The sequence below is a fragment of the Alitiscatomonas aceti genome (assembly GCF_025567195.1).
Classification (GTDB): Bacteria; Bacillota; Clostridia; order Lachnospirales; family Lachnospiraceae; genus Alitiscatomonas; species Alitiscatomonas aceti.
Window position 1 is genome coordinate 1 of record NZ_JAOQJF010000005.1, and the last position, 23,563, is coordinate 23,563.

General features: G+C 54.9%; 29 protein-coding genes and 1 tRNA gene. 5 read left to right on the forward strand and 25 right to left on the reverse strand.

Going from position 1 to position 23,563, the window contains the following annotated elements:
• The first annotated feature begins 375 nt into the window (after window positions 1–375).
• A tRNA-Glu gene (locus OCV69_RS03410) sits at window positions 376–447 on the forward strand.
• A gap of 212 nt (window positions 448–659) precedes the next feature.
• Here the strand turns inward: OCV69_RS03410 and OCV69_RS03415 are convergent.
• From OCV69_RS03415 to OCV69_RS03530, 24 genes are all read right to left on the reverse strand, one after another.
• Window positions 660–1,046, reverse strand: a complete 387-nt coding sequence (locus OCV69_RS03415; RefSeq protein WP_022273632.1) for an Asp23/Gls24 family envelope stress response protein — start codon at window positions 1,044–1,046, stop codon at window positions 660–662.
• A gap of 119 nt (window positions 1,047–1,165) precedes the next feature.
• Window positions 1,166–1,897 carry a SpoIIIAH-like family protein gene (locus tag OCV69_RS03420; RefSeq protein WP_022273633.1) on the reverse strand — a complete coding sequence of 244 codons (732 nt, stop codon included), beginning with the start codon at window positions 1,895–1,897 and terminating at the stop codon, window positions 1,166–1,168.
• A 3-nt stretch (window positions 1,898–1,900) separates the two neighbouring features.
• Complete coding sequence (locus OCV69_RS03425; protein ID WP_158357653.1) at window positions 1,901–2,575, reverse strand: stage III sporulation protein AG; 675 nt, start codon at window positions 2,573–2,575, stop codon at window positions 1,901–1,903.
• The gene (locus OCV69_RS03430; RefSeq protein ID WP_262562978.1) at window positions 2,529–3,167 is read right to left on the reverse strand and encodes a stage III sporulation protein AF; all 639 of its coding nucleotides are present in this window, start codon (window positions 3,165–3,167) and stop codon (window positions 2,529–2,531) included. Before OCV69_RS03430 ends, OCV69_RS03425 begins: the two co-directional genes overlap by 47 nt.
• Window positions 3,168–3,184: 17 nt before the next feature.
• Window positions 3,185–4,348, reverse strand: coding sequence for a stage III sporulation protein AE (locus OCV69_RS03435; RefSeq protein WP_158357657.1), 1,164 nt, complete (start codon window positions 4,346–4,348; stop codon window positions 3,185–3,187).
• Complete coding sequence (locus OCV69_RS03440; RefSeq protein ID WP_158357659.1) at window positions 4,345–4,731, reverse strand: SpoIIIAC/SpoIIIAD family protein; 387 nt, start codon at window positions 4,729–4,731, stop codon at window positions 4,345–4,347. The genes OCV69_RS03435 and OCV69_RS03440 overlap by 4 nt, the downstream gene beginning before the upstream one ends.
• 17 nt (window positions 4,732–4,748) lie before the next feature.
• Window positions 4,749–4,943, reverse strand: coding sequence for a stage III sporulation protein AC (gene spoIIIAC / locus OCV69_RS03445; RefSeq protein ID WP_022273640.1), 195 nt, complete (start codon window positions 4,941–4,943; stop codon window positions 4,749–4,751).
• A gap of 19 nt (window positions 4,944–4,962) precedes the next feature.
• Window positions 4,963–5,499: a stage III sporulation protein AB gene (locus tag OCV69_RS03450; RefSeq protein ID WP_158357661.1), complete on the reverse strand. Its 537-nt coding sequence runs from the start codon at window positions 5,497–5,499 to the stop codon at window positions 4,963–4,965.
• On the reverse strand, window positions 5,496–6,491 hold the full coding sequence (gene spoIIIAA / locus OCV69_RS03455; protein ID WP_158357663.1) for a stage III sporulation protein AA: 996 nt from the start codon (window positions 6,489–6,491) through the stop codon (window positions 5,496–5,498). Before spoIIIAA ends, OCV69_RS03450 begins: the two co-directional genes overlap by 4 nt.
• Window positions 6,492–6,883: 392 nt before the next feature.
• Window positions 6,884–7,789, reverse strand: a complete 906-nt coding sequence (locus tag OCV69_RS03460; protein WP_158357665.1) for a sensor histidine kinase — start codon at window positions 7,787–7,789, stop codon at window positions 6,884–6,886.
• A 10-nt stretch (window positions 7,790–7,799) separates the two neighbouring features.
• Window positions 7,800–8,576: an ABC transporter permease gene (locus tag OCV69_RS03465; RefSeq protein WP_022273644.1), complete on the reverse strand. Its 777-nt coding sequence runs from the start codon at window positions 8,574–8,576 to the stop codon at window positions 7,800–7,802.
• Window positions 8,569–9,483, reverse strand: a complete 915-nt coding sequence (locus tag OCV69_RS03470) for an ABC transporter ATP-binding protein (RefSeq protein WP_022273645.1) — start codon at window positions 9,481–9,483, stop codon at window positions 8,569–8,571. Before OCV69_RS03470 ends, OCV69_RS03465 begins: the two co-directional genes overlap by 8 nt.
• A 77-nt stretch (window positions 9,484–9,560) precedes the next feature.
• On the reverse strand, window positions 9,561–10,232 hold the full coding sequence (locus OCV69_RS03475) for a response regulator transcription factor (RefSeq protein ID WP_158357668.1): 672 nt from the start codon (window positions 10,230–10,232) through the stop codon (window positions 9,561–9,563).
• 67 nt (window positions 10,233–10,299) lie between these two features.
• On the reverse strand, window positions 10,300–10,779 hold the full coding sequence (rlmH, locus tag OCV69_RS03480) for a 23S rRNA (pseudouridine(1915)-N(3))-methyltransferase RlmH (RefSeq protein ID WP_022273647.1): 480 nt from the start codon (window positions 10,777–10,779) through the stop codon (window positions 10,300–10,302).
• Window positions 10,776–11,300, reverse strand: coding sequence for a GNAT family N-acetyltransferase (locus OCV69_RS03485; protein WP_158357670.1), 525 nt, complete (start codon window positions 11,298–11,300; stop codon window positions 10,776–10,778). The genes rlmH and OCV69_RS03485 overlap by 4 nt, the downstream gene beginning before the upstream one ends.
• Before the next feature lie 308 nt (window positions 11,301–11,608).
• Window positions 11,609–12,307: a response regulator transcription factor gene (locus OCV69_RS03490; RefSeq protein ID WP_022273649.1), complete on the reverse strand. Its 699-nt coding sequence runs from the start codon at window positions 12,305–12,307 to the stop codon at window positions 11,609–11,611.
• A 12-nt stretch (window positions 12,308–12,319) separates the two neighbouring features.
• Entirely contained in the window at window positions 12,320–13,015 is a 696-nt protein-coding gene (locus OCV69_RS03495) for a helix-hairpin-helix domain-containing protein (protein WP_262562979.1), read from the reverse strand.
• Window positions 13,016–13,123: 108 nt separating this feature from the next.
• Window positions 13,124–13,552: a DMT family transporter gene (locus tag OCV69_RS03500; RefSeq protein WP_022273410.1), complete on the reverse strand. Its 429-nt coding sequence runs from the start codon at window positions 13,550–13,552 to the stop codon at window positions 13,124–13,126.
• Window positions 13,553–13,621: 69 nt separating this feature from the next.
• The gene (locus OCV69_RS03505) at window positions 13,622–14,485 is read right to left on the reverse strand and encodes a bifunctional 5,10-methylenetetrahydrofolate dehydrogenase/5,10-methenyltetrahydrofolate cyclohydrolase (RefSeq protein WP_158357672.1); all 864 of its coding nucleotides are present in this window, start codon (window positions 14,483–14,485) and stop codon (window positions 13,622–13,624) included.
• Window positions 14,486–14,522: 37 nt separating this feature from the next.
• Complete coding sequence (locus OCV69_RS03510) at window positions 14,523–14,840, reverse strand: AzlD domain-containing protein (RefSeq protein WP_262562980.1); 318 nt, start codon at window positions 14,838–14,840, stop codon at window positions 14,523–14,525.
• Complete coding sequence (locus OCV69_RS03515) at window positions 14,840–15,571, reverse strand: AzlC family ABC transporter permease (RefSeq protein ID WP_158357674.1); 732 nt, start codon at window positions 15,569–15,571, stop codon at window positions 14,840–14,842. The genes OCV69_RS03510 and OCV69_RS03515 overlap by 1 nt, the downstream gene beginning before the upstream one ends.
• Before the next feature lie 96 nt (window positions 15,572–15,667).
• Entirely contained in the window at window positions 15,668–16,249 is a 582-nt protein-coding gene (locus OCV69_RS03520) for a hypothetical protein (protein ID WP_158357676.1), read from the reverse strand.
• On the reverse strand, window positions 16,242–17,207 hold the full coding sequence (locus tag OCV69_RS03525) for a DUF1700 domain-containing protein (RefSeq protein ID WP_158357678.1): 966 nt from the start codon (window positions 17,205–17,207) through the stop codon (window positions 16,242–16,244). The genes OCV69_RS03520 and OCV69_RS03525 overlap by 8 nt, the downstream gene beginning before the upstream one ends.
• Window positions 17,200–17,520 (reverse strand): PadR family transcriptional regulator, encoded by a 321-nt coding sequence (locus tag OCV69_RS03530; protein ID WP_158357680.1) that lies wholly within the window; start codon window positions 17,518–17,520, stop codon window positions 17,200–17,202. The genes OCV69_RS03525 and OCV69_RS03530 overlap by 8 nt, the downstream gene beginning before the upstream one ends.
• Window positions 17,521–17,753: 233 nt before the next feature.
• On the opposite strand from OCV69_RS03530, the gene OCV69_RS03535 reads away from it, so the two are divergent.
• From OCV69_RS03535 to OCV69_RS03550, 4 genes are all read left to right on the forward strand, one after another.
• A complete protein-coding gene (locus tag OCV69_RS03535) occupies window positions 17,754–19,136 on the forward strand; it encodes an alanine/glycine:cation symporter family protein (protein WP_022273403.1) in 1,383 nt (460 codons plus the stop codon).
• Window positions 19,137–19,232: 96 nt separating this feature from the next.
• Window positions 19,233–20,183 carry a 2-hydroxyacid dehydrogenase gene (locus OCV69_RS03540; protein ID WP_158357682.1) on the forward strand — a complete coding sequence of 317 codons (951 nt, stop codon included), beginning with the start codon at window positions 19,233–19,235 and terminating at the stop codon, window positions 20,181–20,183.
• A gap of 86 nt (window positions 20,184–20,269) precedes the next feature.
• A complete protein-coding gene (locus OCV69_RS03545; protein WP_022273401.1) occupies window positions 20,270–21,409 on the forward strand; it encodes an amidohydrolase in 1,140 nt (379 codons plus the stop codon).
• Window positions 21,410–21,485: 76 nt separating this feature from the next.
• Window positions 21,486–21,992: a hypothetical protein gene (locus OCV69_RS03550; protein WP_158357684.1), complete on the forward strand. Its 507-nt coding sequence runs from the start codon at window positions 21,486–21,488 to the stop codon at window positions 21,990–21,992.
• Window positions 21,993–22,141: 149 nt separating this feature from the next.
• On the opposite strand, the gene OCV69_RS03555 is transcribed toward OCV69_RS03550, so the two are convergent.
• The gene (locus OCV69_RS03555) at window positions 22,142–23,554 is read right to left on the reverse strand and encodes an N-acetylmuramoyl-L-alanine amidase family protein (protein ID WP_158357686.1); all 1,413 of its coding nucleotides are present in this window, start codon (window positions 23,552–23,554) and stop codon (window positions 22,142–22,144) included.
• Window positions 23,555–23,563: the final 9 nt, after the last annotated feature.

Consider the following 23,563-nt stretch of genomic DNA (forward strand, 5'->3'; position numbering starts at 1 on the left):
TGACACTTTTTGAACGCGGCTGTTTCTTTTCTTTATCCCAGTGGGATTCATACATCTGCAAATAGGTACCTTTTTTCTTGTTCTCTTTTCTTAAATAGTATGCCATAACCGACCTCCGAGCAAAGTGCTATAGAGTACTATTATTATAACATATCAAAAAAATTTTTTCAATAAAAAAAAGCCCCAAAAGGGCATTGAAAATTTGCTGTAAATAAAGGAAAGACCTTTATGTATGCGGACGCAAAAAACAGTATCCCCATAGGACAGACGCACGGCGCTTCCCGGACGCAGCAGGCAGACAAAAAATTTTATTTTTTTCAAAAAAAGACTTGCTTTTTTTGAAATCCATGGTATTATAAACAGGCTTGATGATTCGGCCTGTTGGTCAAGCGGTCAAGACGACGCCCTCTCACGGCGTAAACCCGGGTTCGATTCCCGGACAGGTCATACAGGAGCTTTATCAGAAATGATAAGGCTCCTTTTTTGTTTACGCGGGCAGCGGGCAAACGTCCATGGCTGCACGAGACTCTGGAGGCTGCCGTGATCATCATGAGGAATCTACGCAGCGTGTTTCTTATGGTTTTTCCGCCGGGCTTCTGGACACAGGAAAAAAGCCGCCGCCCGCAATTTCTGCGGACAGCGGCCTTTACGTTTATTCCTTACTGGTTTTCCTCCAGGCTTACGCCGGCGATCTTGATGTTCACATCCAGAACGATGAGCCCCGTCATATTTTCAATGGCGCTCTTTACCTTATCCTGGACCACCTCGCATACCTTGGGGATGCTGTACCCATACTTCAGATTCAGAGACAGGCTCACGGAAACGTGCTCCTCCGTTACATCCACCTTTACACCCTTGGAAAGGTTCTTCATTCCCAGCTTTCCAACCAGCTCGTTGGTGATGTTTCCGGCCATGGAGTCCACGCCTTCCACCTCTGTCGCCGCCAGGCCGGCAATGATTGCCACGACTTCGTCTGCGATCTGTACCTCGCCGATCTGATCCTTCTCATATACTTTATGACTGATTCTTACTGTATCCGCTGCCACAATGATTACCTCCTGCGATCATAGTTTTCCTACCATGTCCTCCAGACATTATACCATAACCACAAAACTTTGCATAGGCTTTTCCAGAAGATTTCTGCGGCGCGCATACAGGAACCGCCTTACTCGGCCAGATCCATCAGCGTGATCACGATGCCGTTGGCCCCCACCTCTGTCTTTCTTTTTACGATATCCTCGATCTGGGCCCGCTCCGGGTCAGTCAGAGTCACCGCATTGACCACCACATCCACCTGGTCCTCTGTGATGCTGACCACCGGATCCACAAAGCCCTTGGCCCGGAGCAGGGTCTCCGCCGCATTTTCCTTTTCAGAGATCTCCGTCATCCGGATCATACTCTGGATGGCTGCCTGCTTTTCCGTATCCGGGATCTGGCCGTTATTGATCAGCTCCATAAGCGTCTCCTTATTCTTCGCCCGGATCTGCTCACGGCTCAGCTGGACGCCGGCTATGTACTCGGACACACTGGTGCCTCCGGTGAGCACCGCCTCCCCGGGATTTTCAAGGCCTGCGGCCTCTGTTTCGCTTCCCGCCGGTTCACTGCTTCCCGCAGAGTCTGCCGCCTGTGTCTCCCCTCCGGCCTCTGCGTCCAGGCTTCCGGCGCTCTCAAGCTCCCCGTCCAGACTCTGGATCTCCTTTAAGGTACCGTCGTCCGCCCGGTTCACCGCCTGGTTTTCCGCCAGAATGTCCTCATCGGAGATCTCCATCATCCCCGCCTCAAACACATCCGAGCCCGCCACCTCCTTTTTTGCAGAATAATTTAAATATCCGGCTGCCGCGATCATGATCGCCAGCGTGGTGATGATCACCTGGTTTCTCCTGAATATCCGTTTCATTCCTCAGACTCCTTCTTTCACCCTCTTTAATACTTTTATCTTATGTGCCGGCAGCCCGAATAATGCTTCCATGGCCTCAGAAATTTCCGCACGCACACTGGCGTTTCCCCCGCCGTCAGCGCTGATTACGATACCGGCCACCTCCGGCGTCAGCTCCTTTTCTACCACAGGCCCCTGGTTCCCGCCGCCCATGACGGTGCTCTCAGAGAGTTCCTGCTCCCTTACGGTGCGCCCGTCCTCTCCCTTTTCCTCTGTGGCTGAGGTCCTGGAATTTTTATCCACATGGAACACCCGCTCCTCCGAGGATTTCAGCACCACCATCACATCTGCCTTTCCTACGCCCTCTACCCGGTCCAGGAGGCCGGCGATCCGCTGCTCCAGCTCCTTTTCATACAGAGATCCGCCGCTGCCTCCGGAGACGGCCTGCGCCCCTCCGGAAAGGCCCGGGAGTTCCCCTTTCTCCGGCCCGTCCGCTGGCCCGTCCAGAAGACGGCCGGTTCCGCTCCGGTCCGTGTTTTCCATCCCTCCGCTTCCCACAGCCGCCGCCTCAAGGGATCGTTCCTTTTCTGTCCCCGGCATGGAAAGCACGAACAGCAGCAGCCCGGAGCAGAATACAAAGATCAGCTTTTCCTTATTCATCCTCCAGATCGATCCGGATCCGTCCTTCTTCCACTCCATAATACTCTCCTATCCTTATTTTCAGATTTCCGATCTCCCGGTTGGCCCTTCTGCGCCGCTCCAGCCCAGCCTCGCGGCCGTTTTCCTCCCGGCTCCAGGTTTCCGCTCCCTGTCCCCGGAAGGCCTCCGTGTCCCCTTCCAGGGGCCCCGGGCTCCCGCTTTCTGGGATCCCCACGATCAGCTTCACCTCCAGCACTGAACCGAAGCCCGGACGCTCCGGATCCTCCTCCACCACTGCCTCTGCCTGTCTGCATTCCAGACCGGCACTCTCCGCCATGGTCATAAGATCCGTTTCCACCGCCCGCCGGTAGCTGTCCGCCAGCCGCTTCATCCGGGTCCCGTCCGCGTCGGCGATCTCCCTCTGTAAGAGCTTCACATCATTCTGGAAGGTGATCCGGCCAAAGGCCCCGGCCATGCGCTCCTCCAGCCCTGTAAGATCCCCCAGGGGCCCGAACACCAGGAGAATGAATACCATCCCGGTAAAAAGCCTCAGGTATTTTTCATATTTCCGGTCCGGAAGGAAATTTAAGACCGTGGTCATCAGGATCAGATAAAACACCAGGCTGCGGATCCACTCATATACAGCTTCCAAGCCTCCTCCTTTCCCGTCTACCCCGCATACCAGACGGCATTGGTGGACGCACAGAGAACGGCGATGGTCACAGAAAACAAAGCCAGGGAGCAGCCCACGATCTTTAAAAGGATCCCATGGCCAGCCGCCGCCCCGGTCATGCATGCCACCAGCCGCTTATCGCAGACCGGCTGCATCACCGCCGCCGCCATATAATAAAGGAACATCAGCACCAGCAGCTTGATGACCGGGACCGCCGCCATAAAAAGAAGCACCAGGACCGCTGCCGCCCCGGCTGTATTCTTTATCAGGATCCCCGAGCCCATGACCATCTGGGATATGGCTCCTGCTCCGGCCCCCACGCCTGGGATCATCTGGGCCAGCCGCATGGCCGATGCATTTTTTAAGGCATCTGCCTGGGGCAGCACCAGTCCCTGGATCACATGGAAGCCCACGATGATCCCGAACATGGTCTTTAAGGTCCACAAGATCCCCTGCCGCAAAAGCTCTGTGGTCCTGGAGATCATGTCCTCCCTGTAAAGGTTCCCGGCTAACACCAGCATCATATAGACCCGCATCAGAGGAAGGAGCACGCCGGAGACCACGGCCTGGACCACGCCGATGGCTCCAAAGGTAAAGCCGCAGACCGCCGTGGAGGTGAACGCGCCGCCCGCCATGGCCACGGCCAGAAAATACGCCGGAAGGAGCACCCGCATGAATTCCATCAGCTCCTCTGCCACAGAACCGGCAATGGTCACGCTGGCAAAAAAGCTGGCCGCCAGAAAGACCATGTTTAAAAGGTATACCACGTAAAAGCCCGTTTCCGACACATGGCCCGACCCGAAAATATTGGAAAAACCCGAAAAAACGGCTCCAATGAATGCCAGCAGGATGATCTGTCCCACGAACCTGGCGTTGGTCCGGATCTCAGAAAAAAATCCTTCCCGGATCCTCCCGGCCAGCTCCTCAAACACTCCTCCAAGGTTTCCGTCCATGATCTCCTTCATGACGCTGCCAAAGGACAGACCGCCTGTCTGATCCCGGTCCAGGCTGTCCAGAAACCTCTGGATCTCTTCCATATTAAAATCCTCCAGGGCATAGGGCTCCTCCACTGCCTCCTCCGCCCGGGCCAGGCCGGAAAACATGAACAGGAAAAGGGCCAGGGCCAGAAAAAAACGCAGGGCCTTCTTCTGCCTCCTCATGACAGGAACACCTGGAGAGTTTCTAAGAGCGCCTGGAGCACCGGCGCACTCACCGCCAGGATGGACAGCTTCCCGAACATCTCCACCTGGGTCCCCAGAGCCGAAAATCCCGCGTCCCTGCAGATCCCGGAGGCAAATTCCGCGATGTATGTGATCCCCACCATTTTTAAAAGCGTTCCCAGGTAAATGTTCTTCACCCGGATCTGGCTCCCGATGGCCCGCACTGTGTCCAGGATCAGCTCCAGCCTGAAAATACTTAAAAATCCAATGACAAGACCGGCCGCCAGGATCAGGTACACCGAATATTCCTGGCGCAGGGGCTTTAGCTGGACCGCCAGGGCCACCGCCGTGATCCCCAGGACCGCCGCCTGTATGATCGTCATGACGCCTTCCCCCTTCCTCACAGGGCAAACAGATTTTTTATGGTTTCAAACAGCTCATATATGTAAGGAACGATCCAGAAGAGCACCAGTACCAGCCCAGCCAGGCTGGTGAGAAACGCCTGGTCCTCCCTTCCGCTGTGCTTTAACACCTGGCAGATCACCGACACCAGGATCCCCACTGCCGCAATTTTAAAGATCAGATTTACACCCATGCCATCCTCCTATGCCATTTCACGCCATGACCACCATGAGAAACAGCCCGGCCGCCATGCCCAGGCACCGGTACAGCTTCGTCCGGCTCTCCATTTCCCTCTTTAAAAACCCGATGGAGCCGTCCGTCTCCTCCAGATAAAACAGAAGGGTCCGCTCCTGCATGTCCTTATGGGCGTAGCCCAGATTCTCTCCCAGGGCCAGGAGATTTTTATGGTCCCCTGCCTCCAGGGGAAATCCCGGCGGAAACCGCTCCGCCTCCTCCTTCCAGATCACAGGAAACGGCACGTCTCCCTGCTCCTCCAGACGCTCTGCCACCCGCAGGAAAAACGCGCCCGGCTCCTTAAGAAAACCGCTCCGGCCCTCTGCGTACCGTCCTCCCACCTCCCGGAGCGCTTCCGGCAGCGTGGCGTTGGCATACAGGATCTGTCCCTTCAAATAAAACATCATCTGCCGGAACAGGAGCAAAAGCTCCAGCTTTTCCTTCCACTGGTCTGCGGCCCAGAAGCCTCCCGCAGCCAATGCCCCGGCCATCATAAGGATCCCTATATATCTCATGCTCCCGGAGCCTCCGCTTTTCCTTCTGTTTCCAGGCTTCCGGCCCCGCTCTCCTCATTCTGGCCCCCCTTTCCCGCCAGCAGCCTCAGTTCCCCGTCGCACACAGCCTCCACGGTTCCCGGCCCCATCCGCCTGGAAAGCGCCACATACCGGGAAAACATTCCTTCCCGGACCATTTCTGCCAGCACCGGCTTCTTTTTCAGATCCTCCGGGGAACTTCCGTGGACCGTGGCCAGGATCCGGCAGCCGCATTTCATCACGTATCTTAACGCCTCCAGATCCTCCCGGTCCCCGATCTCATCCACCGCCACCGCGCCGGGAGCCATGGAACGGATCATCATGACCATTCCCAGGGCCTTTGGACATCCGTCCATCACATCCGTGCGCATTCCCAGATCGCACTGGGGTACACCCTTAAAGCAGGCTCCCAGCTCTGACCGTTCATCCACCACCGCTGTCTGGAGACCCGGCCCGTACCGGTTTCCATTGGATACCTGGCGCACCACGTCTCTTAAAAGTGTGGTTTTCCCGGCTCCCGGCGGCGACAGGATCAGCGTATTCTGAAGCCGGCCGTTTTCATAGAGCCAGGGGAGCACCGGATCCCCGCAGCCGGGCTTTTCATGGGCCAGGCGGATATTCAGGCTGGATATGTCCCTGATGGTCCTCAGACCGCTGCCTTCGGTGACGGCCTTTCCGGCGATCCCCACCCGGTGGCCTCCCTCGATGGTCAGAAAGCCCTGGCGGATCTCATCCTCAAAGGCATACAGGGAATGCCTGGAAAAGATCCCCAGGATCTCCCGGATCAGCGCCGGATCTGCCAGGACCGGAGACAGATCTGCATCCGGCTCCAGAAGCCCCTCCCGGCCCACCATATATTCCCGTCCGTCCATAAAGACCAGCACCGGCTTCCCCGCCCGCAGGCGGATCTCCTGGAGCTTCCCTCTATCCGGAACAGCCCGTCCAAATATCTGCTTCAGCTCTTCTGCCGTCATATTCCTCACGCTCCTTTACCTCAGTATATGACGGCGGGACAGGTTTATGAATCTGAATTTCCGGCAGGGCCAATGGAATTTCCCAGACAAAAGGATGGTAAGGAAAGCGGATGTTATGCAGTCAGGACTAACCGGAAGGCTTATAGGAAAAATTATTTTGCGGCGCAGCAATGGCTTTTCGTTCTGTGCTTGGGGGATGTTTAGATCATGAAATGCTCATGGCAACAGCAGTTCTTGCAGAATAAAGGATCAGATCATGTACAATGAAAACTTTGAATCAGACAGGGGTAAAGCTATGGGTTTTGATTTTAAGAAAGGTTTTAAAGGGAGCGGCCCATTCCTGGCAGCCGGCGGCACCATCGGGCGTGCCAGCGTGCCAGAGAGGGAACGGCTCACTCCAGCAGTTTTCCAGCCTCTGGGAACCGGATCCGGATCCTTAATTTTCCCTCGCTGTACTCTGCCTCAATGCTGCCGCCCATCCGCTCGGTCAGGATTTTTGCTATGGATAATCCGAGGCCTGTTGAATTTCTGTTGGCCTCCACTGTATAAAATTTATCAAACATTCTTCCCACGGCGACGGCGTTTAAGTTCTGTGCCGTATTGATAAAAGAAATTCCACAGTCCAGATCCATGCAGACGAAGAGATCCCCGTCTGAATACTTAAGGGCGTTGCTGACGATATTGGAGAAAATGCGGTTCACCGCACTTATATCCAGACTGCGGCAGACAGGAGCTTCCGGCAGATGGATCACAGGCTCTATGCCCTTTTCCTGCATGACGCCGTAAAACGACAGAAGGCTTTCCTCCAGCGCTCCGACCACATCCACAGGCTCCGGATGCAGCTCCTGGGAGGACGCGGCCACACTGTACTGGAACAGCTCCTCCGTCAGATCCTTCAGCGCCTCTGTCCGGTTGCGGATCTGCGAAAGGTAACGCCTGACCGTTTCGCCGTTTTCCTCCTGCTCCAGAAGATCCAGATAGCCGATGAGCGCCGTGAGCGGCGTTCTCAGGTCATGGGAAAGGCCGGCAACGGTCTCCTTCAATTCCAGATCCCCCTGCTGACAGCGCCGGCGCTCTTTGCGGAGCAGACGGAGCTCGAGATTGATATCCGCAGCAAGCCTCCGCATATACGGGTCCCTGGAGGAAACTGAAATGAGCGTGTTGGTATCCGACGTCCGTATGTCATGGAACGCTTTTGCGATCTCCTCTGCGGATCTGTGCAGAAAATAAACCTTTGCAGCCAGGATAACGGCCGTCAGAAGCAGGACTGCAAGGATGATCAACTGTGGAAGCTCCATAATATCCCTCTTACTTTATATCTTTTCTTTGAAACAGAACGATTCCGGCAGCCGCTGTTCCCAGGATCCACAGGCCATTGCAGAGGACCGCCCTCATGGGCTCCCATACCTCCCAGCAGGAAAGCTGGGCGGCCTGCCCGCACGGGTTCAAATCATGTAAGATCCCATACAGGACTCTTTTTGCTCCTTCCACGTAATGCGGGTTCAGGGCCCCATTTTTATACCGGGTCTGCACCAGTATCTGGTTGGTGTGCAGACTGAGAAACAGCATTCCAAAAGAGATCCCCATACACCATACGACCGCCCGGGTCTGGTCCCCGCACAAAAGTGTAATGACACAGAACAGACAGGCGATCGCTGCGCTCATGCTGAGGCCCAGGGCAAAATACCCGGCAAACAGGTCCGGCTCCACGTTATTTTCAAAAAAGAACCGGGCCGTCCCAAAGGTATAGAGGACCGTAACGGAATAGACCAGGCCGCAGGCAATGCAGCTTGTCACGAGCTGGGAAAGGACCACCTGGCTCCGGCTTTTGGAAAAGATCAGCTTATTCCGGATAAACCCATCGGCAAAGTCCCTTCCTGTAAATACGCTGACCATGGCGGCAGCAGCCACACCATAAAAGCTCAGAGGAAGAAAGATCACCCGGCTTAAGGGGACCGTATACTCCATACTGGTGGCCTGCATCACCATAAATACCGAGGCTATGACCAGCATTCCAATGAGGCAGGACCAGAAAGCTGCACTTTTTTTCAGACGGTATAAGCTGGCAGAAAGCAGTCTAATCATGGCTTCCACCTCCGATCAGGGAAAGATAGTAGCTTTCCAGGCTTTCATCCTTCTCCGTCATGGACAGCACCTCACAGCCCTCCTCTGCCAGGGAAACGGCAAGCTGCGTTACACTGGGCTTTGCAAACAGGTCGGCCGTGGTTTCCGAGGTGATCCTGTACTCCAGGTGCATGGAATCCAGGACACGGGCCAGGATCCCTGTATCGCTTACCTCCATGCGGATACACTTGCGGCAGGCAGCATCCAGCTCTTCTGCGCTCAGTTCTTTTACCATGCGGCCATGATCTATGATCCCATAGTGGGTCGCCAGCCGGGAAAGCTCGTCCAGAATATGGCTGGAGATCAGGACCGTGATCCGCCTTTCACGATTCAGCTTCAGGATCAGCTCACGGATCTCCACGATCCCCTGGGGATCCAGTCCGTTGACCGGTTCATCCAGGACAAGGAGATCCGGATCCCCGGCAAGGGCAATGGCAATGCCCAGCCGCTGCTTCATGCCCATGGAAAAGTTCTTTACCTTTTTCTTTCCAGTGTCCTCAAGTCCCACCAGCTTCAGCAGCCCGGGGATCCCATCATAAGACGGCAGCCCCAGAATAAGATACTGCTGTTTCAGATTCTCTTCCGCCGTCATATCCATATAAACAGCCGGTGTCTCCACCACGGCTCCCATGCGCCGGCGGGCCCTGGACATGTCCCTGCTGCCGCTCTGGATGCCGTAAAGAGTAAAATCGCCGGAAGACGGCTCCTGCAGTCCGCAGATCAGACGGATCAGCGTGGTCTTGCCCGCCCCGTTCTTTCCCACAAAGCCATAGACCGAGCCTTCGGGAACATTCATCGTAAGGCCGTTCAGTGCCTGGAAATTTTTATATTTTTTTGTCAGGCTGTTGGTCTGCAAAACATAGCGCATACTTTTTACCTCCTTTAATGACTCCAGTATACAAAATAAAAGTCAAGAAAGTGGTCTGGAAAAACGTCAAAATCTGGTCAGGATTTCTGTTCTGTTAACCGGAACCCGATCCCACACACCGTTTCAATGGGATCCCCACCGCTGACGGCCTGTAATTTCTTACGCAGGTTGCTGATGTGCTGTTTCAAAGACCTCTGGGTACAGTCCGGCGTGTCCATGCTGATCCGTTCCAGAAGGACGCTCTTTGCAATGACCTGTCTGGGATTTTCCATCAAAAGCTTCAGAATGGCATATTCTGTCCGGGTCAGCTTCACGGCCTGTCCCTGGACTGTCAGAGAAAACGTCTCTGTATCCAGCGCCAGATCTCCAACAGAAAGAACACCGCTCTGCCCATGCTGCTCTGCCCTGCGGAGCTGGACCGTAATGCGGGCCAGAAGTTCCTTGGTGTCAAAGGGCTTTGTCATATAATCTGCTGCGCCTCCCAGCAGAAGGTTTACCTTATCCTGCACATCCACCTTTGCACTGAGAACGATCACAGGGATCTTCCCAATATGCGGCAGAACCTCCTCGCCGGAAAGTCCGGGCAGCATCAGATCCAGCAGCACCAGATCCATTTTTTTATTTGACAGGAGATACAGCGCTTCTGTGCCTGAGTAGGCACGGAGAACGGAATAGCCTTCCTTTGTCAGGATCTCCTCCAGCATATCTCCAATATGGATATCATCATCTATGATCGCGATCGTTTTCATCGTATCCCCGCTGTCTGTTTGGTCTTCCGGCATGGCCGGGAGACGGGCTTGTGGTTCGCCCCTGGCATTATTTATGGTATGGTTCTCCCTGGATGATCCGGTAGCTGCGGTAGATCTGCTCCAGCAGAATGACCCGCATCAGCTGATGGGGAAAGGTCATTTTGGAAAAGCTCAGCTTATAATCGGCCCGGGAAAGCACCTCCTTTGACAGTCCCAGGGAGCCGCCGATGATGAACACCAGCTGGCTCACGCCGGAGATCCCCCATTTTTCGATCTTTCCCGCCAGCTCCACCGAATCCAGCATGGCCCCGTCGATGGCAAGGGCGATGACGAAGCTGCCGTCCTTGATATTTTCCAGGATCCGTTTTCCTTCTTTTTCTTTGATCTGGGTCTCCAGGGCCTCGCTGGCTCCATCCGGCGTCTTTTCGTCGGTCACCTGGATCACATCCAGCTTACAGTAACGGCTCAGGCGCTTGGCGTATTCGCTTATGGCGTCCTGGTAAAATTTTTCTTTGATTTTCCCTACGGTGATCAGCGTGATCCTCATGATTTCTGGTCCTCAAATTCCAAAAGCATATCGTACCACACTGCCCCGCCGTGGACCGAGGCGGATACGCCCATGTTTTTATAGCCGAATTTCTCGTAGTAATGGATCAGTCGGTCCTTGCACGTTAGGATCAGGCCTTTCCGGCCTTTGGCTCTGGCGTCTCCGATCATATGCTCCATGAGCAGGGCGGCAATGCCGCAGTTTCTGTATTCCGGCAGCACGTCCAGGCCGAAAATGCTCTGATATGCGCCCTCAGGGTCGTGGAGGCTGCTGTCCTCATACATTTCGTCCCGGATGGTGGTCTCATTGGTCACACAGCCGTTGATAAAGCCTATGATCTGTCCGTTATGTACGGCCAGGAAAAAAGACTCCGGAAACGCGGCCAGACGATGGGCAAAGGACTGGCGTCCCGCCGCCTCGGCGGCGGGGAAGCAGACGGCCTCCACAGCGGTAACGGCGTCAAGGTCCGCGGGAGAGGCCTGGATGATTTTGATGTCTGTTTTGATGTTTGTATTTTGCATGGTGATCTCCTTTGAAGGTGGGGTTGGGGGGATTGGGATGATGGACTACGCAGTGCCAAGCCAGGGAAAGCCGGAGGCTTCCCCTGCCTCGCGGGCGTTCGCCCTATGAAAAAACGCAGCCGGCGATCTGCTTTCATGCGGGCATGATGCCGGGATTGGGATGATAGACTCCGCAGTGCCAAGCCAGGGAAAGCCGGAGGTTTCCCCTGGCTCGCGGGCGTTCGCCCTATGAAAAAACGCAGCCGGCGATCTGCTTTCATGCAAGCATGACGCAGATCTCGGGCTGTGTTTTTTCGCACTGCTCATTGCTATGCGCGGAAGTAGTATCCCACTCCCCATTTGGTGTGGACGTATTTGGGGTCGCTGGGGCTGGGCTCGATCTTTTCTCTCAGGCGGCGGACGTGGACGTCTACGGTACGCACGTCTCCGTTGTCCATGGCTTTGTTGCCCCAGACGTAGCCCAGAAGGGCCTCGCGACTGTATACTTTATTGGGGTTGGTCACGAGAAGCTCCAGAAGGTCGAACTCCTTGGCGGTCAGCTTGATCTCTTTTTCCTGGATGAAAACCCGTCTTCCTTCCCGGTCCAGCTTCAGATCGCCGCACACCACCATATGATCCTCCTGGCGTCCGTTTTTCCCATTCCTTCTGGAGTTCCGGCGCATGATGGCTTTGATCCTGGCTTTTACCTCCAGGATATTGAAGGGCTTGGTGATATAATCGTCGGCTCCATATTCCAGGCCCAGGATCTTATCCATGTCCCCGCCCTTGGCGGTCAGCATGATAATAGGCATCTCAGAAAACTCCCGGATCGCCTGGCAGACCTCAAACCCGTCGTGGCCGGGCAGCATCACATCCAGAAGCACCACATCGTACTCCCTTTCCTTCGCCTTTTCGATCGCCTCGTTTCCATCATATGCGCAGTCTACTTCCATTCCATCCTGTTCCAGACTGAACCGGATGCCCTTTACGATCAGTTTTTCATCGTCAACAACCAGAACTCTTGCCATTTTCTCCTCCACTCAAACTGTTATCCTGTCTTTTATCTTCTGAAAACCAGCATTCTTGATGCCAGGGACCTTCATGATATCTTCTATCTTTTTAAAGCCTCCGGATTCTTCCCGGTAACGGATGATATCCTCCGCCTTTGATTCGCCGATCCCGCTCAAGGTCATCAGCGCTTCCTTACTGGCTGTATTAAGGTTCACAAGCCCGCGGGATCCCGGACCTCCGCCTTCAGACGTCCCGGATGCTTCCAGGGTCCTGGCCTCTTCCCGGTCATATACAGTGATCTTCATTCCGTCCATGATCTTCTCTGCCAGATTTAAGGCTTCGGCAGCCGCTTCCTCTGTAAAGCCTCCGGCCGCCTCCACAGCCTCGTACACGCGGCTTCCCTCCGGCAGCTCATAAACGCCCGGCTCCTTCACCTGGCCGCAGATATGTACAAAGTACCCGGGCCTTTCAACCTCTGCCCGGGCGCTTTCTGTTTCTGTATTTGGACCGGCTTCTGCTCCATGGGTCCCAGGGCTGCCCGCCCCTTCACCGGCCCATGGGGCGCTTCCTTCTGCCCCGTCCGCCGTCTGCACCCCGGCCCCTCCGGCCGCCGTCTCCCCTTCCAGGACTATGCTTCCCTCCCGGAAAAGAGAACCGCCGTAGCAGACTCCGGCCACTATGAAAAAAGCCGCTGCCAGAACGGCCTTCCAGTATCCTTTTGCCATATTCGCACCTCCCGAAAAATATTCCGGAAGATACTGCTCTGCCTTCTTCTATTCTATCCAAACCACCGGCCAAAAACAAGTCTATTTTTGAAAACTTTCTCTCTGCCCTTACCAGCGAAACACAATGATCCCGGCAATGGCAACAGCGGCTCCCAGAAGCTTTCTCCACTCAAACCCGGCCCTCTCCACTCCGAACATCCCAAACACCTCCACCACATAAGAGACCAGGATCTGCGTCACCACGATCAGCAGCGTGGCCCTGGCCGGTCCCAGCCCGTCCATGCTCTTAATGACCGTCCATGTGATGAACGCGCCCATGACTCCGCCCAGCAGCATGTATTTTCTGTCTATGGAAAACATGCCCCAGATCTCTCCGCGGCCCGTACAGAAATAAAGGACCACACACGTAATAAGCGCCGTGGCCTGGACCCAGCCGGCCGCTGCCCAGATACTGCTCTGCTTTGTGACCTCCGTATTAAAGACGCCCTGAAGGCTCATGAGCGCCCCCGAGATCAGCGCCACCAGAATTCCCCACATAAAAAACCTCCTGAAAATAGATTACCTGTAACCAGTATGCCATTTCCAGGAGATTTTTATTCAGTCTGCTCAGTTCTGCGCCTGTTCCGCTCCATATTTCCGCATGGCCGCCTCCGCCAGATGACGGCACAGCACTGCCGTTGTCACAGAACCCACGCCCCCAGGCACCGGTGTGGCGGCGGCCGCCGCTGCGGCTTCCAGTCCGTCCCACTCCACATCGCCCTTAAGAGCTCCGTTTTCATCCACATTGATCCCCACGTCAGCCACCACTGCGCCGGGCTTCACAAACTCCCCGGAGATCATTCCCGCCTTACCGGCCGCCGCCACCAGGATGTCCGCCTCCCGGCACACGGCTTTCAGATCCGCCGTTTTCGTATGACAGACGGTGACTGTGGCGTTTTCCTTTAAAAACAGCATGGACAGCGGCCGTCCCACCACCATGCTCCGGCCCACCACCACGGCCCGCTTTCCCTCCATGGGGATCTGGTAGGTCTTTAGGATCTCAATGACTGCCTCCGCCGTACATGGAGCAAAGCCGTCCTTCTCTCCCGCAAAGATCCTGGCCCGGTTCACCGGGCTGATCCCGTCCAGATCCTTCTCCGGCCGGATCAGCTCCTCAAAGGTACGGCCGTTCATGTGGCGCGGCAGAGGACAGAATAACAGGATCCCGTCGATGGAAGGATCGTCATTGATCTTCTGGAATTCTGCCTGGAACTCCCCTTCGCGGATGAATTCCGGAAATGCAAAGGACCGGGCCTCCATGCCAAAGGATGCGATCTTTTTCATCACATTCCTCTCATACGACAGATCGTCCGGCCTCTCGCCGACCCGAACGATGGCCGCCGTGGGAACATGGCCCCCAAGCCCTTCCACCATTTCCTGCACCTCTTTTTTGATCCTTGCCGCCGCTTCTGATCCCTTTAATACCAGCATGCAAAACACCTCCTCAGATACCCAAAACTGCCAGTTCCTATAAAAGAAGCTCCACAATATACACGACTGCGATGGCAGAGCAGGCCACCGTCACCAGTCCCTTCCTGTAATAGCTCAGGACAAACGCCGTCGCCGTTCCTGCCAGGGCCGAAACAAGATTTCCTGTGGATGTGAACACATCCGGGAAGGTCATGGCCACCAGTACCGCATAGGGCGTATAATCCAGGAACGACCGTATATATCTGGACCTGATCTGTTTTCTGAAAACTGTAAGGGGCAGTACCCGGGGCACGTACGTCACCAGCGCCATGAGAAATATACAGATCACTGCCCGCTTCATATCAAGCGATTCCATTACTCCGTCTCCCCCTCCTTTTTCACGTATTCCGCCTCATCCCTGGGGAACAGGGCCGCTCCCAGTCCGGCTCCAGCCACCGTGGACAGGATGATCCGGAAGCCCGGGGAGATAAAGGAAAATACAGGGATATATTTTAACATACAGTTGGCCGCCACTGCCATCACAACGATCAGAAATACATGAATGGAATCCCGGGAGGCCGGTACGATCAGCGCAATAAACATACCGTATAAAGCGATCCCCATGGCATTCTGGAGGGCTTCCGGCAGCACTGCCGAAATGCTTCCGCCCAGGACCGTGCCCAGATTCCAGCCCAGGATCGGGAATAGGATCAGTCCAAACAGATAGGGCGCCCGGAGGATCCCAGGCTTCAGGGACGCCATGACAAAGGTTTCGTCTGTGATCCCAAAGCCAAAGCCCATTCTGGAAAGGATCCCTGTTCCCTTCTCCAGCCGCTGTCCCAGGGACAGGGACATGAGCATGTAGCGGATGTTGATCACAAAGGTAGTCATGGCCACCTCGATGTATCCGGCTCCCTGGAGGATCAGGTTCGTACCTGCAAACTGTCCGGCGCTGGTCAGATTCGTTAAGGAGATCAGCGCCGCCGCCCACAGGGGAAGTCCCCCGGAAACCGCGATAAATCCAAAGGTAAACGCCACCGGTGCGTATCCAAGCCCAATGGGAAAGCCATCCCTAAGCCCCTGGACCAGTTCTTTTCTTACGTTCATATTCTGCCTCCGCATCTTCCGTCTCTGGCGTATGCCTCTTACATCTGTGGGAGGCCGCCTTCCTTATTGTAGCACAATACGCGTCCCCGGTCAATTTTATCTGTTTTCTTCCACTGCCTCCATGTCGGCCGGATTCACCAGGATCCGCACCTCTGTGATATACGCCGGCTCATAGCTGGAGATCCGTTTCTCTTTCACTTCCTTTAAAAATTCGTCCTTACATTCCATAAAGATCTCCAGGTCGCCTCCCCGGCTGGAGGCCATGAGCTCCAGACGCCCCTGAGGCTCCCCGGCCGTCTTTTCTTTGGTCTGTCCGCCGTCCCCGCCTGGATCTTCCGCTCCAGGTCCCTCCAGAAATTCATAAAACTCCAGGAACGGCTCCACCCGCTTCTTATTATAAGTGACCTCATACCGGATGATCCCCTCCGGAACCGCCGGATCGGCCTCGATCCCATCGCTGACTCTCCGTCCCCAGAAGCCTGTGTCCACGATCAGGCTGCCTTTTTGCCGGTCAAATGAAAAATCCAGATTCTTCGTCTCCAGATCCTCCCAGCCGATCTTCTTCTCCCCCGCATATGTAAAGGACGAATATTCCACCAGCGCGGTCCCTGCCCCGACACCGCAGAGCAGGACGCCTCCCAGGAATGTCCCAAATAAAATCTTCTGTATCCTACGCATACTGCCCGCCTTCCTTTCCGCATCCGCTTTCATGCTCTGCTTCTGTCTCCCTGGCTTCCCCATTCTCCCATTGGGAAACGGCTCCCGGTCCTTTTTTCTTCTTTTTCCACCGAAGGGTCATGGCCAGACCGGCGGCAGAAAACAGGCTCACCGTCGCTCCCAGACAACCCAGAGTCACTCCGGCCACCGGATATCCCTGGACCATCAGCACGGCCAGAACTCCAAGACCGAATAAAAACATAAGTCCTGTACCGCCCATACAGCCTGCCAGAAAGATCCAGGTCCCATTCCAGAAAAGCCTGGCAGTCCAGACGGTCAGACGGATCAGACTGTTAAAGCACCGTTTTGCCATACCTGCCAGCCTGCGCCCAAAGGAACCGGCGGTCCTTCCCAAAGATACTCCGGCGTTTCCTCTTTTCTTTCCGGCATTTTCCATCTCCATACTTCCATCAGTCAGATACAGCTGCTCCTCCCTCCTCTGCTTCCAGAACCTGGAAAACCGCCGGAAAGGCCGCCCAAGCAGCTCCCTCCAGAATACAAAAACGTCTGAGACCCATCGTCCGGCCCTCCTGGCAAGCTTTACGGCACGTCTTCCCAGCTCCGAAAAAAATCCGGCTGCCCTGGCCTTCCATGTTTCCGCCGCCCGGCGTTCTTTTTCTCCGTCTCCCTGGTCTTCGCTGGATCCGTCCCCATCGTTTTGGCCGTCTTCCGCTGCTCTCCAGCCGTCTCCGTCCCTTTGTCCCGGGCCGAAATCGGCCCGTACATGGTAGGCCTCCAGGATCTCCGCCGTCAGCTCCGGAATACTTCCAAAATCCGCAATGGCCTCCTCCTCCGACAGCCCGCTTTTTACCTTCATATCAATATGCTGCTCATATTCGCTTAATATATCCCTGAGCTCTGATTCCTGGAGCACGGAAAGCGACCGCTCCAGCTCTCTCATAAATGTGTTTTTATCCATTCTTACATCCCTCCAAAAATGCTCCTACTTTTTCCGTCAGCTCACTCCATTCCTTCTCCAGCGTATCCCGGTACAAGACGCCGGCCGCCGTCAGATGGTAGTATTTTCTGGGCGGTCCCTCTGTGGATTCCCGCAGATACGTTTCAAAATACCGCTCGTTGGTCAGACGCTTCAGAAGAGGATAAATGGTTCCCTCGTTGACGTCCACCACCTTGGATACCTCCTCCACCAGCTCGTAGCCGTACATATCCCTCTGCCGGACCGATTCCAGGACCACCAGCTCCAGGACGCCTTTTTTTAACTGCGCATTCATCTGTCCACCCTTCCTTTCCCGGCCTTTCTCTTTCGTAATACTATATTATATCTACTACTATGCAATGTCAAGTACTATGGAAAACAAAATTCTTACAGGATTCTTACGCTCCCGCAGATGAGGATGCGCAGGAATCTTCCTTCAGACACGGATCCCCCTTCCCTTTTCCCTGTCTGTGTAGTATAATACCTTCTATAACTTTAAAGCATAACACTTTACAGGAGAAAACTATCATGAAGCTTATCACAACCATCTACAACCTTCTATGGGGCGATCTGGTTACGATCCCGCTGCCCGGCGGCGGCTCTCTGGGTCTGTCGCTCCTGGTACTTCTGCTGATCCCCGCCGGGATCTTTTTTACGGCGCGCACCCGCTTTCTTCCGGTGCGTCTCTTCCCCGAAATGCTGAAGACTGCCGTGGAAAAACGGACCTCTTCCCAGAAAAACTCCATTTCCGGCTTCCAGACCCTGATCATCGCCACTGCCACCCGTGTGGGCATGGGAAATCTGGTGGGCGTGGTGGCCGCCATCTCCGCCGGCGGCGCGGGAGCCGTATTCTGGATGTGGGTCACAGCCCTTTTAGGCTCCTCCACAGCCTTTGTGGAGGCCACCCTGGCACAGCTCCATAAAGAAAAGGATCCCTTATACGGCGGCTACCGGGGCGGTCCTGCCTATTATATCCATAACTTTTTCACCCGCAAAAGCCAGACAAAGCCCCGTTACTCCCTGATCGCCGTCCTGTTTGCCATTTCCGGCCTGATCTGCTGGTGCGGCATCAGCCAGGTGATCAGCAACTCTGTATCCACGGCATTTTCCAACGCCTTCCACATCCCGCCTCTTTATACCACCATCCTTCTGGTGCTTCTGGCGGCTGTGATCGTACTGAGAAAAAATGCCACGGTCAAGGTCCTGGATATTATGGTCCCCATTATGGCTGGCTGCTACTTTTTCATCACTCTGTTTATTATTTTTAAAAACATCGGACAGCTTCCGGCGGTCTTCCATCATATTTTTTCCGAGGCCTTCGGTCTCCGCCAGGTGGCTGCCGGCGGCTTCGGCGCTGTTCTCATGAACGGAGTCAAGCGCGGCCTTTTCTCCAATGAAGCCGGCTCCGGATCGGCTCCCTGTGCCTCTGCCGCCGCCGATGTGGATCATCCGGCCAAAGCAGGACTGATGCAGGCCTTCGGCGTTATCATCGACACCATCGTGATCTGCAGCTGCTCAGCCTTTATCATGCTCCTGGCTCCGGCAGATCTCATAAACGGTCTGGAGGGCATGGATCTTCTCCAGGCGGCCATGAATTACCATCTGGGCTCCTTCGGCGTGATCTTCATCGCCGTCACCCTCTGGCTGTTCAGCTTCTCCACCTTCATCGGGATCCTGTTTTATGCCCGCTCCAATGTGGCCTACCTGTTCGGCGACAACTGGCTTTCCCAGACAGCCTATAAGCTCCTGGCCCTGGTCATGCTGTTTGTGGGCGGCATGGCTGCCTACACCTTTGTATGGGACCTGGGCGACGTGGGCATCGGCCTTATGACCATCTTCAATATGCTGGTGATCTTCCCTCTGTCGAAGCAGGCCATCGACGCCCTGAACGACTATGAAAAGCGCAGCTGATACAGAGACTTTTAAGAAGTTTTATACAAAAAACATTTCCTTATTGGAAAATTTATGCTACAATAGGTACAAAATAAGTTTTGAGAGAGGACGCCCATGAATCATAAAACCGTGGTCTTAAATGCCGCCAAAATGAATTTTGACGGAAATCTTGATTTTTCTGTTTTATCGGAGGATGTGACCGTTTATGATGATACGGACCAGCACCAGCTTCTCGCCCGGATCCAGGGTGCAGCAGTGGTTGTCACCAAGGAAATGCCCGTAGGCGGGGATCTGATCCGCCAGTTTCCAGATTCAGTAAAGCTGATCTGCGAAGCCGGGACCGGATACAACAATCTGGATCTGGAGGCCGCCCGTCAGAAGGGGATCACGGTCTGCAACATCCCGGCATACAGCTCCAAACGGGTGGCCCATACGGCTGTTATGATGATCCTGAACTTAAGCTCATCCATGCAGCTCCAGATGAAAATGCTGGCCCGTGGCTGCCATGACAATTTCACAAAAAATCTCCAGGTAAGCCATGTGGAGGTCAATGATAAGGTCCTTGGCATCATTGGAGCCGGAAACATCGGCCGGGAGGTCATAAAGATCGCCCAGGCCATGGACATGAAGATCCTGGCCCATACCCGGACCTTCCGGGAGGACGCAGACGGCGTTCACTACGTGGATCTTCCAACGCTTCTCCGGGAAAGCGACTATGTCTCCCTTCACTGTCCCCTGACTCCGGAGACGAGACACTTGATCAACCGGGAGACCCTGTCCATGATGAAGCCTACGGCTTTCCTTATCAATACTTCCCGGGGAGCCCTGGTGGACGAACCGGCGCTGATCGAGGCCTTAAAGACCGGAGTGATCGCCGGAGCCGGGCTGGATGTGCAGGAAACGGAGCCCCCGCTTCCCGAAAATCCGCTCTATACCATGGACAATGTGATCCTGACGCCCCATATGGGCTGGAAGGGTCTGGAGACCAGAAAACGGCTGGTATCCATCCTGGCCGGAAATATCGAAGCTTATTTTCAGGGAATGCCCGTAAATGTGGTATCCTGATCCCTGTTTCCCAGCTTCTAACCGCAGCCCTGGCTGCGTAAGAATAAAAACAGACTCCCTGTGAGTCCAAAAGGAGGAACTATCCCATGATCTTAATTAAAAACGGAACGCTCCATACTGCTGTTTCCAAAGAGCCGCTCCAGGCAGATATCCTGGTTGACGGCGGAAAGATCGTAAAGATCGGCGCCGGCTTAAGCAGTGAGGGCGCAGAAGTCATCGACGCTTCCGGCCTCAATGTATACCCCGGTTTCGTAGAGGCCCACTGCCACATCGGACTGGACGGATACGGTATCGGCTATGAAGGCCACGACTACAACGAGCTGAATGATCCGGTTACTCCCCAGCTCCGCTCCATCGACGGTATCAACCCCTTTGATCCGTGTATGGAAATGGCGGCAAAGGCCGGCGTTACCTGTATGGCAACTGGCCCAGGCAGCTCCAACGCCATCGGCGGAACCTTCGTGGCCATGAAGCCCCACGGCAAACGCGTGGACAACATGATCGTGAAATTCCCCGTTGCAATGAAATGCGCCTTCGGTGAGAACCCGAAGCGCTGCTACCAGAAGAATACCATTACCAGCCGTATGACCAATGCTGCCCTGATCCGTGAGGCATTAAAGAAGGCTTCCCTTTATAAGGCAAAGGTTGAGGCTGCCGGTGACGATGCTTCCAAGCTTCCGGCTTACGACCAGAAATCCGAAGCCCTGATCCCGGTATTAAATAAAGAGATCCCCTTAAAGGCACATGCCCACCAGGCCAACGACCTGTGCACTGCCCTGCGCATTGCAAGAGAGTTCGATCTGGATATCACCTTAGAGCATGTAACAGAAGGCCATATGATCGTGGATGAGTTGGCCAAGGAGAACGTTCCCCTGGCTGTGGGCCCCACCTTCGGACATGCCAGCAAGTTTGAGCTTCAGAACAAGACCTGGGAGACCCCCGGCGTTCTGGCAAAGGCAGGCTGCCACGTTTCCATCATCACCGACGCTCCGGTGATCCCGCTCCACTACCTGCCCTTATGCGCAGGCCTTGCCATGAAGGCTGGTATGGATGAGTATGATGCGCTCCGCGCCATCACCATCAATCCCGCTGAACACATTGGCGTTGCTGACAGAGTCGGTTCCCTGGAGGAAGGAAAGGACGCTGACATCGTAATCATGGACGGCACACCGTTCACCGTTGAGGGTGTTGTAAAGCACGTATTCATTGACGGAGAAGAGATCTAGGATATAAACCGACCGGCATGCTCCCGCGGGTATGCCGGTCTTCTTATGTCATAAGGTATCATTCAGGGAGGTTTCCATGTCACCAGCATTTATATTCGAGGGCTGCGGTACCAGGGAGGCTGTAAAAAAATTCCGGGGACATGTCTTCCCCCGGTGGTTTTCCGTCACAGTCAGCCTGCTCTCTGCCCTCTTTGCCGCCGCAGGCCTTTTCTTTTTTCTTTGGGGCCGCCATAAGCTGGCCCTTTATTACGCCGGCTCCGCCCTCCTTCTCCTGGTCTTTAATCTTGCAGGAAAGGCTTTTCTGGTCCACCGGCTTTCCTCGGTGCTGGATCAGATCCTGGGAGGTGACCCCGGCTTTACGGTCTGCTTTTACGAAAACTACTTTTCCATCGTCCGCCAGAAGGACCAGAAGCTCATTCCCGTTTATTACAGCCGGATCAACCGGATCGCCTGCCAGGACGGGATCATGGCCGTATTTACCGGAGAAAATCTCTGTATTCCCTTCCGGGATCCGGACGGCGGCCAGGTATGGGACGATCTCTGGCGTTTTTTAAAAGAAAAGAATCCATCTATCATCATATAAATCATAAGAAGCACGCTGCGCGGATTTCTCATGGTTATGGCAGCAGCTGGCAAGGTCCCGTGCAGGAACAAACGGACTTTGACCCGCGGCCCGCGTAAAAACCGCCTGTACAGGAGCCCCTCGGCCCCGGTACAGGCGGTTTGTTATCCTTAATCAAATTCTTCATAAACCGGCTCCACGGGATCTCCCAGCAGGCCGTTTCCAGCGGCTTCACCGTTGATCTCCGTTAAGATACCGGAGCTGTTGACCTTATAGCGGTTTCCATCCCTGTCCTTTACAGTCGTATTCTTTGAGATACGGCCGGAGGTATTGACCACATACGTCTTATACTGGCCGCCGGATGGAAGGCTCACCAGCATATAGCGGCTGTCAGAATCTGCCTTCTGAAGTTTTCCCATATAGTACAGATAATTGCTCCTGACGCCTGTGAAGCCGCGGCCCGCATAGCTTCCCTCGTTGAAGTAGAAGGTGCTCCTGGTCCCGTCACCCTCCTCGATGGTCCGTTTTCCCTTTACTACGGTCCTGGAATCCTCATCGAAATAGTAGGACGTATATTCTCCTGTGTCCCCGATCTCCACCTTATGGAGCCCCTTCACCGGATTGCCCCGCTTGTCAAACAGATAGTTCTTCCCATCGATCCTTACAAAGTCATCCGTGGAGGCCTCTCCAAATTCCGGCCCGGTCTTAGGCTCTCCGTCCTTATTAAAGTAGTACCATTCCACCGACTCGTCCACGTTGTCCAGCAGCCGTTCCGGCGGCTCCAGGGAAAGCCATCCACTGATGGCGGCTCCTACTTTGGCATTTTTGATCTCAGGCTCCGCGAAATACCGCCAGTGCTCAATGGTATTGGAGCTGGCAGAATCCGGATCTCCATCCATATACACCCAGCCGGTCTGCATCTTTCCGGTGGAATCAAAGCAGTAATATTTTCCGTTGATCCGGCTGACCCGGTACTCGCCCTCCTCGTCTCCGGTTGAGGTGCAGTACTTCTTTCCGCTGGGAGCAAAATAATACCAGTACTGGCCGTCGTCGCTCTCCGGACCGTAGGTATAATCGTCCTCATCCTCGTCATAAGGCGGCTCCAGGTATCTCCAGCCAGTCTTCATAGCTCCGTCGCTGCCCAGATAATACAGATTGTCCTCTGTCCAGCCGGTCTGCATCACGCCTTCGGAATCAAACAGATAATTCCTTCCGTCGATCTTCTTCCAGCCGTCCTTTACGACCTTCCCGCTGTTTCCAAAATAAAACCAGACGTCCTCATCCCCGCCGTAATAGGAACGGGTCTTTACCCACTTATTGGCCACCATGATCCCGTTGGAATCCACAAAATAATCCTCGTCTGCCCAGCAGCTGACCGCCATCTCTCCGTTTCCGTTTAAATATCTCCACAGATTATCGGCGCCCTTTCTCCACTCATTGGTCACCCGGTTTCCGTACTGGTCCATATATACCCAGGTATTGCCAGACATGGCCCAGCCTTCTGCGGCCAGCGCCTCCATAGTCATAAGCCCGAGGCTTAAAACGGCGGCAGCTGTCAGTACCTTCAGTCCCTTCGTTTTCATAGCTCCATC